Origin of the sequence: Jiangella endophytica (assembly GCF_003427025.1) — a bacterium.
Taxonomy (GTDB): Bacteria; Actinomycetota; Actinomycetes; order Jiangellales; family Jiangellaceae; genus Jiangella; species Jiangella endophytica.
Map to the genome: position 1 here is coordinate 204,349 of NZ_QVAI01000007.1, position 13,778 is coordinate 218,126.

The window sequence follows — 13,778 nt, forward strand, 5'->3', positions numbered from 1 at the left end:
GGCCGCGTGCCCGACCACGATCGGTGCTCTACCTGGCACGGTCCTGGGACGAACCTGGCAACGACCTGTGAACGGCATTCACAGGAAACTCCCAGCCGACTGCCAGCGATCTCTCAGGCGGGACCGGCAGCGTGCGGCCCATGGCCGCACGGGAACCGGACGGACGCCTCGTCGTCGTGGACGACGAGCCGAACATCGTCGAACTGCTCGCCGCCAGCCTGCGCTACGCCGGGTTCGAGGTGACGACGGCGCGCAGCGGACGGCAGGCGCTGGACCTGGTGCTCGCCGAACAGCCCGACCTCGTGGTACTCGACGTGCTGATGCCGGACCTCGACGGCTTCAGCGTGGTGCGGCAGCTGCGCAGCCACCGCGTCGACGTGCCGGTACTGTTCCTCACCGCGAAGGACGCCGGTGAGGACCGCGTCACGGGCCTCACGATCGGCGCGGACGACTACGTGACCAAGCCGTTCAGCCTCGAGGAGGTGGTGGCCCGCATCCGGGCCATCCTGCGCCGCTCCCGGGGCAGCGTCCTCGGCGAGGCCACGGCACGGCTGTCCTACGCCGACCTCGAGCTCGACGACGACCGGCACGAGGTGTGGAAGGCCGGCCGCTCCGTCGACCTGTCGCCGACGGAGTTCAAGCTGCTGCGCTACTTCCTGGCCAACCAGGGCCTGGTGCTCAGCAAGGCCCAGATCCTCGACCACGTCTGGTCCTACGACTTCGGCGGCGACGCGGCCGTCGTCGAGTCCTACATGTCTTACCTGCGCCGCAAGCTCGACCAGAGCACGCCCAAGCTGCTGCACACGGTGCGCGGCGTCGGCTACGTCCTGCGGCTGCCGCGAGACAGCCCATGAGCTCGCGGCTGGTCCGAGCCTGGCAGGCCCGGCGGGACCGCACCCCGCTGCGCGCCCAACTGCTGCTGGTGGTCGTGGCGCTGGCCGCCGTGACGGTGCTGGCCACCAGTGTCATCGCGGCGGGGGTGTTGCGCGGCTATCTGATGGACCGCACCGACGACCAGCTGCGGCAGGCCACCCGCCCGTTCACGGGGCAGCTCCGGCCCGGCCCGATCGAGCCGGACCCGCGCCCGATCCGGCCGCTCGCCGACTACAGCATCACGGCCTTCGCACCGGACGGCACCCCCGTCTGGAGCACCGACGACGACACCACGGAGCGACCCGGGCCGCAGCTGCCGACGCTGGACTCCGAGACGGCCCCCGACCTGGAGGGCACGCCGTTCACCGTCGACGCGGTCGAGGGCGACGGGACCTGGCGGGTCCTGGTGGTGGACCGCGACGACGGCGGCGGCTCGGTCGCGGTCGGCCAGCCGCTGAACGACGTCACCGCGACGGTCGACCGGCTACTGCTGATCGACGGGGTCGTCGCGGTGCTCGCGCTGGCGGCGCTGGCCGGGCTGGCGTGGTGGACGGTGCGCACCCGGCTGCGACCGCTGGAGGAGGTCGAGCACACCGCCGAGGCGATCGCCGCCGGCGACCTGAGCCGTCGCATCCCGCCGCGCGACCCCCGCACCGAGGTCGGCCGGCTGTCCGCCTCGCTCAACACGATGCTCGGGCAGATCGAGTCGGCGTTCCTCGCCCGCCGCGTCTCCGAGCGGGAGGCGCGCGAGTCCGAGCAGCGGATGCGCCGGTTCATCGCCGACGCCAGCCACGAGCTGCGTACCCCGCTCACCTCGATCCGCGGCTTCGCCGAGCTGTACCGGCAGGGCGTGGTGCGCGACGACGCCGAGGTGGGCCGGCTGCTGCGCCGGGTCGAGGACGAGGCGGCCCGGATGGGGCTGTTGGTCGACGACCTGCTGCTGCTCGCGCGGCTGGACCAGCAGCCGGTGATCGCCCGCGCGCCGGTCGACCTGATCGAGCTCGTCGTCGAGTCGGTGCTGCAGGCCCGTGTCGTGGCCCGCGACCACGACCTGCGGCTGCACGTCGACGCCCGCCCGGTGCCGCCGCTCATCGGCGACGTGCTGCGGCTGCGTCAGGTCGTGGACAACCTCGTCCGCAACGCCACCGTCCACACTCCGCCGGGAACCGTCGTCGACGTCCACGTCGGCGGCACCCCGCACGGCTGGGCGCTGCTGGAGGTGCGCGACGACGGGCCCGGCCTGGCCGACGCCGATGCCGCCCACGTGTTCGAGCGGTTCTACCGCGCCGACCCGTCGCGGTCGCGGTCCGACGGCACCCGGCACAGCGGCAGCGGGCTCGGCCTGTCCATCGTCGCCGCCCTGGTGACGGCGCACGGCGGCCGGGTCGAGCTGCGCTCCACGCCGGGCGAGGGCGCGACGTTCAGCGTGCTGCTCCCGCCGGCCGGCGGCGACGAGCACCACGACACCGCGCCGGCCCGGCTGGAACTGGAGGCCGCGCCGGACAGGTGACGGCTCAGCCGGCCGCTTCGGCGGCCTGGACGGCGGCGACGTAGCGGCGCGCGGCGTCGCGCAGCGCCTGCTCGGGATCGATGCCGCGGTCGCGGGCGGCCGCGGCCAGCGCGAACAACGCGTCGCCGACTTCCTCGGCCGACTCCGGCGAGCCTCCGGGCGACGACGGCGCCGGGACCGCGACGCCGGCCTTCTCGACCCGGTGGACGAGCTTGGCGGCCAGCGACAGAGCAGGCTGGGCGAGCGGCACGCCGTCGACGGCGGACGTGCGGTTCTTCTCCTCGCGCTTCAGCCGCTCCCACCGCTCACCGACGTCGGACGCCGTCGCCGCCTGGGCGTCGCCGAAGACGTGCGGATGCCGGCGGACCAGCTTGTCGGCGATGCCGGCCGCGACCTCGTCGATGCCCCACGGCCCCGACGGCCGCTCCTGCGCCAGCCGGGCGTGGAACACCACCTGCAGCAGCAGGTCGCCGAGCTCCTCGCGCAGATCGTCGTCGTCGCCGGACTCGATCGCCTCGAGCGTCTCGTAGGTCTCTTCCAGCAGATACGTGGCCAGGCTGCGGTGCGTCTGCTCGGCGTCCCAGGGGCAGCCGCCGGGCGAGCGGAGGCGGTCCATGACGGCGACGAGGTCGAGCAGCCGCGCGCCGGGCAGATCCTCGGATCCGACGACGACCAGGGCGTCCGGGAACGCCGCGCCGCCGTCGCCGGGCGGCAGCAGCCACACGACGGCACCGGCCGGTGGCGTGGGCGCCACGGCGACCTCGATGCCGGCCGCGCGCAGAGCCGCGACCTGCGGGTGCGCCTCGTCGGCGACGTACACCGGGCCGGAACGCAGCGCGTCCCACGCCGCGGCGGAGAGCAGCCCGGGCGCGACCCGCGGGCTGGTGGCGAGCAGGACCAGGCTCACGAAGCGGGTTCGGAGATCGAGCCCGTGTCGGCGCTGACGGCGAGGTCCTCGCCCCACGTGCCGTAGCGCGGGTTGACGTCGACGTTCAGCTGGTCGCCGAGGTCGACGAGGGCCTGGGTCAGCCCGGCGTTGTCGGCGCCGGTCTCGTCGGCGTAGGCCTGCGCGATCAGCTGGTCGGCGACGCCGGCCCGGAACGCCTGCTCGGTGTACCCGGCCTGCGCGAGCGCAGCGTCGATGTCGCCACCGGGCGCCTGCGCCGAGATCTCGTCGATGGCGTCGTCGATGTCGGCCTCGCTGACCTGGATGTCCTCGTCGGCGGCCAGCCGCAGGAAGATCTCGTGCTGGATGTGCCGGGTCAGGACGGTGCGCTGGAACGCGGGCATGCCGCCGGCCGCCTGGACGTCGAAGCCCTCGAGCCGCTCGGCGTGCTGGACCTCGTTCTGCAGGTCGTCGACGGTGAACCGGTCGCCGTCGATGACGACGGCCGCGCCGATCTGCTCGGAGTCACACGCGGTCAGCGCGACGGCGCTGGCCGCGGCGAGGGACGCGATGACGATACGGCGGATGGTCGACACGGTGATCCTCTTCGTAGTTCGGCCTGCGGCGGCGTGGACGATGCCCGCGCGCATCCTATCCAGCCCGGGTTCCGGCCACGTCGGGCTGGTGGGCGATGACGTCGTCGATGACGGTCTTCGCCCAGGCCAGCAGCTCGACGCCGCGCAGCTGGGGCGCGCCGATGGTCGTCGGCCGCGGCCGGGGCACCAGCATGGTGCCGACGGCGTCCTTGACCAGTGACTTCGGGTACAGGCGGCCCAGCCGGACCCGCTGCCAGTCGGCCAGCTCGACATGAGCGAACCGGATGTAGGTGCCCTGGACGGTGACCTCGGACAGCCCCGCGCGCCGTGCGTGCGCCCGGAACCGGGCCACCGCCAGCAGGTTCTCGACCGGCTCCGGAGGCGCACCGTAGCGGTCCTCCAGCTCCTCGAGCACGGCGTCGACGGCGGCGTCGTCGACCGCCTCGGACAGCCGCCGGTACGCCTCCAGCCGCAGCCGCTCGCTGGCGACGTAGTCGTGCGGGATGTGCGCGTCGACCGGCAGCTCGATGCGGACCTCGGGCATGGCCTCGGCGCCGTCGCCGCGGTAGTCGGCGACCGCCTCGCCGACCAGCCGCACGTAGAGGTCGAACCCCACGTCGGCGATGTGGCCGGACTGCTCGCCGCCCAGCAGGTTGCCGGCGCCGCGGATCTCGAGGTCTTTCATGGCGACCTGCATACCGGCGCCGAGGTCGGAGTGCTGCGCGATGGTGGCCAGCCGCTCGTGCGCCTCCTCGGTCAGCGGCGTCTCGCGCGGGTAGAAGAAGTACGCGTACGCCCGCTCGCGGCCGCGCCCGACCCGGCCGCGCAGCTGGTGCAGCTGCGACAGGCCGAGCCGCTCGGACCGGTCGACGACGAGGGTGTTGGCGTTGGAGATGTCGAGGCCGGTCTCGACGATGGTGGTGCACACCAGCACGTCGATCTCGCGCTGCCAGAACGCGTTGATGACCTGTTCGAGCGCGTGCTCGCCCATCTGGCCGTGTGCCGTGTCGATCCGCGCCTCCGGGACCAGCTCGCGCAGCCGGGCCGCCACCTTCTCGATCGTCTCGACCCGGTTGTGCACGAAGAACGCCTGGCCGTCGCGCATCAGCTCGCGCCGGATGGCCGCGCCGACCTGCTTCTCGTCGTACCCGCCCACATAGGTGAGGACGGGGTGCCGCTCCTCCGGCGGGGTGGTGATCACGGACATGTCGCGGATGCCGGTGATGGACATCTCGAGCGTCCGCGGGATCGGCGTCGCCGACATGGTCAGCACGTCGACGTTGGCCCGCAGGTGCTTGAGCTTCTCCTTGTGCTCGACGCCGAAGCGCTGCTCCTCGTCGACGATGAGCAGGCCGAGGTCCTTGAACCGGACGTCGCCGGTGATCAGCCGGTGGGTGCCGATGACGACGTCGACGGTGCCGTCGAGCAGTCCCTCGATGGTCTCGGCCGCCTCGGCGTCGGACTGGAACCGCGACAGCGCTCGAATGGTGACCGGGAACGGGGCGAACCGCTCCGAGAACGTGGCGAGGTGCTGGCCGACCAGCAGCGTCGTCGGGACCAGCACGCCGACCTGCTTGCCGTCCTGGACCGCCTTGAACGCGGCCCGCACCGCGATCTCGGTCTTGCCGTAGCCGACGTCGCCGGCGATGACGCGGTCCATCGGGATCTCGCGCTCCATGTCGGCCTTGACCTCGTCGATGGTGGACAGCTGGTCGGCGGTCTCGACGTACGGGAACGCGTCCTCCAGCTCGCGCTGCCATGGGGTGTCCTGGCCGAACGCGTGGCCGGGCGCGGCCTGGCGGGCGGCGTACAGCTTGATCAGCTCGGCGGCGATCTCCTTGACCGCCTTGCGGGCGCGGCCCTTGCGCTTGGCCCAGTCGCTGCCGCCGATGCGGTCGAGGCTGGGGGCGTCGCCGCCGACGTACTTGGTGACCTGGTCGAGCTGGTCGGTCGGGACGTACAGCCGGTCGGCCGGCTGCCCGCGCTTGGACGGGGCGTACTCGACGACGAGGTACTCGCGGGTGGCGCCCTGCACCGTCCGGCTGGTCATCTCGACGTAGCGGCCGACACCGTGCTGGTCGTGCACGACGTAGTCGCCCGGCTTGAGCTGAAGCGGGTCGACCTGGTTGCGGCGCCGGCTCGGCATGCGGGTGGTGCCCTTGGTGGACACCCGCTGCCCGGTGAGGTCGTCCTCGGTCAGCACCGCGAGGAGCGCCGTGTTCGCGATGAACCCGTGCTTCAGGCCGCCCGTCGCGACGAGGACGACGCCCGGCTCGGGCGCGGTGTCGACGTCGGCGACGTAGCGTGCCGGGACCTCGGACTCGCCCAGCACCTCGACGACCCGCTCGGCGGTGCCGTGACCGCCGGTGACGAGAACGGCGCGGCCCCCGCCGGCGAGCCAGCCGGAGAGGTCGGCGACGGCGCGCTTGGTGTCGCCGCGGTAGGTCTCGGCCGGGCGGACGTCCACCTCGCGGGTGTCGACGGCCCCGGCCGTCACGAGGTCCTCACCGAGGTCGACGGCGTAGAGGTCGGCGTCGAGCTCCTGCTTCTCCGGCCGCGCCGGAACATCGTCGGTGCCGCCGAGGCCGAAGGAGCTCAGGCTCCACCAGGGCAGTCCCTGCCGGATCGCCTGCGCCCGCACGTCGCCGAGCGTGTGGTAGGCCGCCGCGCCGAGGTCGATCGGCGCCGTGCCGCCGCCGGCCGCCGCGGCCCACGACGCGTCGAGGAACTCCTGGCTGGTGGCGACCATGTCGTGCGCCCGGGTACGGACCCGCTCGGGGTCGCAGACCAGCACGTGGGTGCCGGCGGGCAGCAGGTCGATCAGCATCTCCATGTCGTCGACCAGCACGGGTGCCAGCGACTCCATGCCCTCGACGGCGATGCCGGCGGAGATCTTCTCCAACATCTCGCCCAGCTCGGGATGCTCGTGCGCGAGCGCGGCCGCGCGCCGCCGGACGTCGTCGGTGAGCAGCAGCTCGCGGCACGGCGGCGCCCACAGCCCATGCTCGGCGACGTCGGTGGAGCGCTGGTCGGCGACGGTGAAGTAGCGGATCTCCTCGACGGTGTCGCCCCAGAAGTCGACCCGCAGCGGGTGCTCCTCGATCGGCGGGAACACGTCGACGATGCCGCCGCGGACGGCGAACTCGCCGCGTCGTTCCACGAGGTCGACACGGACGTACGCCGCCGCGGCCAGCTGCTCCACGACGGCGTCGAGGGTGACGTCGTCGCCGGGCCGCAGCGCGACCGGGCGCAGCTCGGCCAGCCCGGCGACCTGCGGCTGCAGCACGCTGCGCACCGGAGCGACGACGACCTTCACCGGTCCGCCGGACTCCTGCTCGGGGTGAACCAGCCGGCGCAGCACCGCCAGCCGCCGGCCGACGGTGTCGCTGCGCGGCGACAGGCGCTCGTGCGGCAGCGTCTCCCACGCCGGGTACTCGACGACGGACTCCGGCGGCAGCAGGCAGCGCAGCTCGGTGGCGAGGTCCTCGGCCTCGCGTCCGGTGGCGGTGACGGCGAGCACCGTCCGGCCCGCTCCGGCACCGTCGGCGGCGATGGCTCCCGCCACGAACGGGCGCAACGCCGGCGGCGCGGTGAGGTCGAGGGCGGTGACCGCACCCGTGCGCGCATCGGCGACGGCCGAGCGCAGGGTGGGGTCGCCGTCGTCGCCGAGCAGGGCGGACAGCAAACCGCTGAGAGTCATCGGTAGACCTTCCGGGCACGCAGACATGCCCCTACACCTGCTGGGGTGGGGGGGTTGGTACCTACGAGCTTACGACGTTCCGCCGACAACGTGAGTGCGCTTCGCGGCCGGGAGCACTCCGTCGGGCTTTACCTGTCCGGCCGGCCAGGACCTTTGCCTGGTGCCTCTCCTCCTGATACGAACGACGAGCAGGGCGCCTGACGGCACCGTGTCGTGCCGCGGACGGCGGAGTCCGGTGCCGTGTGGAGTCGTTGATGACGAGCCATGATGCCGGCCGGTGGTCTCCCCTTCCGGCCGACGTGGTCGGGCTGGGGCTGACTCTCTGCTGACGGCCCTGGGCTGGTCATAGCCGAATAATCAGCCCCAGGCGGTCAACGTCAGCGAAATCGCATCCTGAGCGACGAGCGGGACCCCGAGAGGTTGGTGGCGGCTATCCAGCGGCCGGCCTCGTGGTCCTTCTGCCCGAGGCCTCGAATCGCCCGATCGGGCACGTAGGGGCTCGCGCTAGCCTGTGCGCCATGTCCGAACGCGAAGATCGGTTCTTCGCTGCTGTTGCCGCGCGTCACCTCGTCCGCCCAAGTGTGCGGGCGATTGTTGTGCACGACAGCAGCGTTCTCGTGCAGCGCCCCGCCGACTCCGCCCCGGGTGGCAACTACGCGTTCATCGGCGGCGAGTATGAGGCCGGCGACACCTTCGAGAGTCGGCTGCGACAGGAGATCGAGGAGGAGACGACCGCTTGCCTGGTCTCCTGGCGTTACCTCTTCGTCGTTGAGAACCGCTTCGTTCATGCGGGCCGTCGAATCCACGCCTTGGAGCACTACGTGTGGGCGACCCTCGACACCATCGAGGTCAAGAGCCGCGAGGGGCACATCGTGCAGGAATGGCTTCCCCTCGACACACTGGGATCGGTCGATCTGCGGCCCTTCGCGGTGCGCGACGTCCTCGCCAATGGGCATCTTGAGCAGGTGCGGCATCTGGTCGTGGATGGCTGGTCGGAGTAGCCGGACCGGTAGTCGTCCCGCGACGCCATACGCCTGCTCATTCTGAGGTGAACGACGCCACCAGCTGCGTCTTCCCGGACTCCTACGACGTCGCACTGGCCGGGCCAGCGGCGCATGGCCCACGGTGTGCCGCCGCGAGTACGTCGTGGATGGTTGCGGGATCCGGGTCGCCATGGCTGCACCTGTCCCTCAGCCACACCGCCGTCAGGAGTTGCTCGCATGCGGCCTCCGGGGGCGGATCACGTTGAGCATGCGTGCTCCCGCTTCACCAGGCATGCATGCCTGGTGAAGGCGGGAGCACACCAACTCAACGTGATCAACTGGCGTCAGTGCTCCAGGGCCGGGAGCCGCCGCAGCGGCTTCGGGAGCCACCAGTTCCGCTCCCCCAGCAGCGCCATGATCGACGGCAGCAGCACGGCCCGGACGATGGTCGCGTCGATGAGGATCGCCGCGGCCAGGCCCACGCCCAGCTGCTTGAAGTCGATGGCGCCGAGCGTCGCGAAGATCGCGAAGACCGCCACCATGACCACCGCGGCGCTGGTGACGACCCCGGCGGAGCGGATGATCCCGGTGCGGACCGCCTCGCGGGTCGACATGCCGGCCTTGGCGCCCTCGCGGATCCGGCTGACGACGAACACGTGGTAGTCCATCGACAGGCCGAACAGGATCACGAACAGGAACAGCGGCAGCCAGGTGATGATCGCGCCGGTGGACTCGAAGCCGAGCAGCCCCTCGGCCCAGCTGTTCTGGAAGACCAGCGTCAGCAGCCCGTAGGAGGCGGCGACGGAGAGCAGGTTCAGGCCCGCGGCGGTCAGCGCCACCGCCAGCGACCGGAACGCCATGACCAGCACGACGATGGTCATCAGCAGGACGAACCCGATGACGATCGGCATCCGGTCGGCCAGCAGGCCGCGGAAGTCGACGTTGCCCGCGGTCATCCCGGTGACGCCGGTCTCGACGCCGGACACGTCGCCGAACGCGGCCGGGACGAGGTCGTCGCGCAGCGTCCGCAGCGAGTCCTCGGCGCGCTCGTCGTCGTGCTCGTACGGAACGGGCACGTCGATGCGGGCCACCGATCCGTCGACCGAGTACTCCGCGACCAGGCCCTCGCCGGCGGCGAACTCCGGGTCGGCGGCGACGGCGTCGTTCAGGCCGGCGACGGCGCGGCCGACGGCCGCGGTGTCCAGCGGCGAGCCGTCGGGCGTCCAGACGGCGACGTCGTGCGCCGCGCCCTCGGACGGGAACGCCGTCGTGATGGCGTCATACGTCTGCACCTCGGGCACGTCCTTGGACAGGTCGGAGATGCCGGGCTGCGACAGCTTCATGCCCAGCGCCGGAGCCGCCAGCGCGAGCAGCGCCAGCAGGCCCGCGACCAGCGCCGTCTTCGGGTGCCGCAGCACCGGGCCGAGCACCGCCCGCCACACCCGCGGCTCGCCGCCGTCGCGCCGGCGCAACCGCCACAGCAGCGGGACGCGCGGCCGGTCGATCCAGCGGCCGAAGATCGCCAGCAGCGCCGGGAGCGCCGTCACGGACCCGACGACGGCCACCGCGACGACCAGGATGGTGCCGACGGCCAGCGACTGGAAGGTCGCCTCACCGGCGAAGAACATGCCGGCCATCGCGATGATGACGGCGATGCCCGAGACCACGACGGCCCGGCCGGACGTGGCGGCGGCGACCGCGACGGCGTCCATCGTGCCGCGGCCCTTCTCGCGCTCCTCGCGCTCGCGGCGGACGTAGAACAGCGAGTAGTCGACGCCGACGGCCATGCCGACCAGCAGGACGACCGAGGCCAGGATGTCGGTCGACGGCACGATGTACGACGCGAACGCCGACAACCCCATGGCCGCGACCACGGACGACAGCGCCAGCAGCACCGGCACCGCGGCGGCGATCAGCGCGCCGAAGACCACCAGCATGATCAGCAGGCTGACCGGCAGCGACAGATACTCGGCGCGCTGCAGGTCGTCCTCGTAGACCTGGTCCAGTGCCTCGCCCAGCGAGGCGTCGCCGACCTGCCCGACCGTCAGCGACCCGTCGGCCCCGTCGACGACCCGGCCGATCTCGGCGGCCGCCGCGCTCGCGGCGTCCTCCTCCTCGGCGTCGGTGCCCGCGGGGATGTCGAGCGTCACCTCGTAGAGCGCGGCCGTGCCGTCCTCGGACACCTGCGGGTCGGACACTCCGGCCACGCCCCGCGCGGCGGCCAGGCCGGCGGTGAGCGTCGTGACGGCGTCCGAGCCGGTGTCGACGGCGCCGCCCTCGGCGGACCGGACCAGCACGGACTCGGTGAACGGGTCGTCGAAGTCGGCCTGGAGCAGCGCCTTGTCGGCCCCGGCGGAGGCGCCGACGCCCTGGTCGCCGTCCGCCACCTCCTTGGAGCCGACGGCGCCGCCGCCGACGATCGCGGCCGCGACGAACACGAGCCAGAGGACGATGGCGAGCCACTTGTGCGTCGCGCTCCAACGGGCGACGCGCACCACCAGGCCGTGGCGTGGCGGCGGTGGCTGCTGCGGAGTCGGTACTGGCGGTCGGTCGAGTGGGATGGTCGTGGTCATGGTGCGTCCCGTCGGCGTGAGTCCGGTGAAGTCGCTCCTCACTCTCGCCGCGCCGGGTCCGCCCGGTAACCCGGAATACCCCCGATTCGTCCTGGGGGTATCCCCCGGTTCCGGCCTGGGGAGGACCTGGGGTCAGGCCCTGAGTTCGACCGTGCGCACCTCGCTGGCCTGCACGAACGCCTCGTCCACGACGTGGCCGAGGCCGGGGCCGGTGGGCACCTCGACGACCCCGGCGGACGCGGTGATGGGCGGCGTGACGACGTCGCGCTCGTAGTACTTGTCCGAGGCGGACACGTCGGACGGGAGGGTGAAGCCGGGCAGGCTGGACAGCGCGACGTTGGCGGCCCGGCCGACGCCGAACTCGTGCATGCCGCCGCACCAGACCGGGATGTCGTGCTCGGCCGCGAGGTCGTGCGCGGCCACCGCCGGGCCGAGCCCGCCCAGCCGGGACACCTTGATGTTGAGCACCTTCAGCGCGCCCAGCACGACCGCCGTCCGCAGGTCGTCGAGCGTGTCGATGGACTCGTCGAGGCAGACCGGGGTCTCGATGTCGCGCTGCAGGGCGGCGTGCGCGAGCAGGTTCCGCGGCGCGAACGGCTGCTCGATCATCGACAGCCCGTACTCGTCCAGCGCGCGCAGCGCCCGCACCTCCTCCTCGGACTCGCCGTAGGCGCCGTTGGCGTCGACGTGCAGTTGCAGGTCCGGGAAGGACGACCGCGCCGCGCGCACCGGTTCGACATCCCAGCCGGGGGCGATCTTCAGTTTCACCCGCGGGTAGCCGGCGTCGACGTGCTTGCCGACCTGGGCCAGCAGGTCGTCGATCGTCGGCTCGATGCCCAGCGACACCCCGGCGACCACCGAGTCGCGAACGCCACCGAGCGCCGTCGCCAGCGACACCCCGCCCGACAGCGACCACAGCGTCCACGCCGCGATGTCGACCCCGGCCTTGGCGAACTGGTGGCCGCGCACCTTCGCCCACAGACCGGCCACCTCGGCGGGGTCCTCCCAGCGGGCGCCGACGACCGCCGGCAGCAGGTACCGCTCGGCGACCAGCCAGCAGGTGTCGACCGTCTCCGGCGAGTAGAACGGATCTGACGCCGAGGCGATCTCGCCCCAGCCGGCCGCGCCGGACTCGTCGGTGAGCCGGACGAGGATGTGGTCGAGGTGGTCCTTGGCGTGCGAGCTGGTGCGGAACCGGTGCACCAGCGGCAGCCGGACCAGGTGCAGGGACGCATGGGTGACGCGCACGGTCAGTCCTCCCAGTAGAGCTCGAGGTCGTGGGCGAGCCGGTCGCGCTCGGCCAGCCGGCGGCGGGCGCCCTTCGCGCTGGCGGTGGTGAGCGTGGCGAGCAGGTGGACGACGGCGGCGACGGCGGTGGGCGAGTCGGCGAACGAGGCACTCGCGGTCGGCACGACGATGGACTGCCCGGCGACGGTGGTGAGCGGCGAGTCCGCGGTGTCGGTGACGGCGACGACGGCGCCGCCCGCGGCCGCGAACCGCCGGGCCAGCGCGATGGTCTCGCGGCGATACCGGCGCAGCGAGACCGCCACCAGCACGTCGGACTCGCGGACGTCGGCCAGCACGTCGACGTGGCGGACCAGGGTGCCGTCGACCAGCGTGACGTTGGACAGCCCCGCGGACAGGTCGACGGCGAGCAGCGAGGCGTACGCGAACGACTTGCCGGTGCCCGCGACGAACCGGCGGCGGGCCGCGACCACCGTCGCCGCGGCGGCCGCCACCGTGCCGTCGGCCGTGACGCGCGCGAACGCCTCGGCCAGCGTCTTGGTCTCCTGCTCGATCACGCGAGTCTGCAGCGCCGCCGCCGACGACGGCCGCTGCAGCCGGGCGCCGAACCGCTGCGACGGACTGGTCAGCTCGGTCATGACGCACCCCGGACGAAACGATAGGCGCCGGTCTCGGGCGAGACCCGGACGCAGGACACCGCGGCCGAGCCCTCGACGATCAGCGAGCCGATGACGGCGCCCAGCTCGCGCCGCTGCTCCGGAGTGGAGGTCAGCGGCAGCGGCAGCCAGATGTCGGGGCCGGCCGGCCGGGGCCGCAGCCAGCCGGCCGGGTCGGCGAGGCCGGCGGGCGGCTCGGCCGGCGGCGGCGCCTCGCGGACCCGCCGGTCGTCGTCGAGGTCCCAGTCGACGATCAACCGGTCGGTGTCGGGCTGCCCGAAGAAGTTCGGCCGGAACCACCGCCCGGCCGCGCCCAGCACGTCGAGGTTGAAGTGCGCGTTGCGGACCACCGACGGGTCGAACGACCAGCGCATGCGGGTCTGCCCGCCGGCCAGGGCGACCTCGCGCTGGCCACGCTTGAGCGCCCGGCCGAGCCCGCGGCCCTGCTGCCCGGCCGCGACGACGGCGGCCTGGGAGTAGTGGTAGACCGCGCCGCCCTCCATGCCGACGAAGCCGTACGCGAACGCGATCAGCTCGCCGTCGTCGCCGCGGACGCCGACCACCGAGCCCCCGTTGGCCGCCAGCGAGGCGAGCAGCCGCGGGTTCACCGATTGCGCGGGGTCCTGGTAACCGAACACCTCGCGGTACAGCCGTGCGGCGGAGGCGAGGTCGGCGGCGGACCGGAGTCGCTCGACGCGCGGGGTCATAGCCCTCCTAGGTGCAGATACGGATCGCAAGTCGCGTACTACAACCCGT

The 13,778-nt window shown here is 72.8% G+C and carries 10 protein-coding genes; 3 read left to right on the forward strand and 7 right to left on the reverse strand.

The annotated features are described in order from the left end of the window. Positions 1-140 precede the first annotated feature (140 nt). Together DZA62_RS16670 and DZA62_RS16675 are read left to right on the forward strand one after the other, a co-directional pair. Positions 141-854: a response regulator transcription factor gene (locus DZA62_RS16670; RefSeq protein WP_116950033.1), complete on the forward strand. Its 714-nt coding sequence runs from the start codon at positions 141-143 to the stop codon at positions 852-854. Beyond that, a complete protein-coding gene (locus tag DZA62_RS16675; RefSeq protein WP_116950034.1) occupies positions 851-2,383 on the forward strand; it encodes a sensor histidine kinase in 1,533 nt (510 codons plus the stop codon). The genes DZA62_RS16670 and DZA62_RS16675 overlap by 4 nt, the downstream gene beginning before the upstream one ends. 4 nt (positions 2,384-2,387) lie before the next feature. On the opposite strand, the gene DZA62_RS16680 is transcribed toward DZA62_RS16675, so the two are convergent. Genes DZA62_RS16680 through mfd form a run of 3 tightly spaced genes read right to left on the reverse strand, consistent with a single transcriptional unit; the run spans position 2,388 to position 7,565 of the window. After that, entirely contained in the window at positions 2,388-3,290 is a 903-nt protein-coding gene (locus DZA62_RS16680) for a MazG family protein (RefSeq protein WP_116950035.1), read from the reverse strand. Continuing rightward, the gene (locus DZA62_RS16685) at positions 3,287-3,865 is read right to left on the reverse strand and encodes a SurA N-terminal domain-containing protein (protein WP_157987722.1); all 579 of its coding nucleotides are present in this window, start codon (positions 3,863-3,865) and stop codon (positions 3,287-3,289) included. Before DZA62_RS16685 ends, DZA62_RS16680 begins: the two co-directional genes overlap by 4 nt. A 55-nt stretch (positions 3,866-3,920) precedes the next feature. Continuing rightward, complete coding sequence (gene mfd / locus DZA62_RS16690) at positions 3,921-7,565, reverse strand: transcription-repair coupling factor (RefSeq protein WP_116950037.1); 3,645 nt, start codon at positions 7,563-7,565, stop codon at positions 3,921-3,923. Between the two features lie 518 nt (positions 7,566-8,083). Between mfd and DZA62_RS16695 the strand changes: the two genes are divergently transcribed. Then, positions 8,084-8,566, forward strand: a complete 483-nt coding sequence (locus DZA62_RS16695) for an NUDIX domain-containing protein (RefSeq protein ID WP_157987723.1) — start codon at positions 8,084-8,086, stop codon at positions 8,564-8,566. 326 nt (positions 8,567-8,892) lie between these two features. Here DZA62_RS16695 and DZA62_RS16700 read toward each other — a convergent pair whose 3' ends face one another. The 4 genes from DZA62_RS16700 to DZA62_RS16715 form a co-directional block, all read right to left on the reverse strand. Continuing rightward, a complete protein-coding gene (locus tag DZA62_RS16700) occupies positions 8,893-11,046 on the reverse strand; it encodes an MMPL family transporter (protein ID WP_456298828.1) in 2,154 nt (717 codons plus the stop codon). Between the two features lie 207 nt (positions 11,047-11,253). Then, positions 11,254-12,369 carry an o-succinylbenzoate synthase gene (menC, locus tag DZA62_RS16705; protein ID WP_116950040.1) on the reverse strand — a complete coding sequence of 372 codons (1,116 nt, stop codon included), beginning with the start codon at positions 12,367-12,369 and terminating at the stop codon, positions 11,254-11,256. Positions 12,370-12,371: 2 nt separating this feature from the next. After that, positions 12,372-13,004: an SIS domain-containing protein gene (locus DZA62_RS16710; RefSeq protein WP_116950041.1), complete on the reverse strand. Its 633-nt coding sequence runs from the start codon at positions 13,002-13,004 to the stop codon at positions 12,372-12,374. Then, on the reverse strand, positions 13,001-13,729 hold the full coding sequence (locus DZA62_RS16715; protein WP_116950042.1) for a GNAT family N-acetyltransferase: 729 nt from the start codon (positions 13,727-13,729) through the stop codon (positions 13,001-13,003). The genes DZA62_RS16710 and DZA62_RS16715 overlap by 4 nt, the downstream gene beginning before the upstream one ends. Positions 13,730-13,778: the final 49 nt, after the last annotated feature.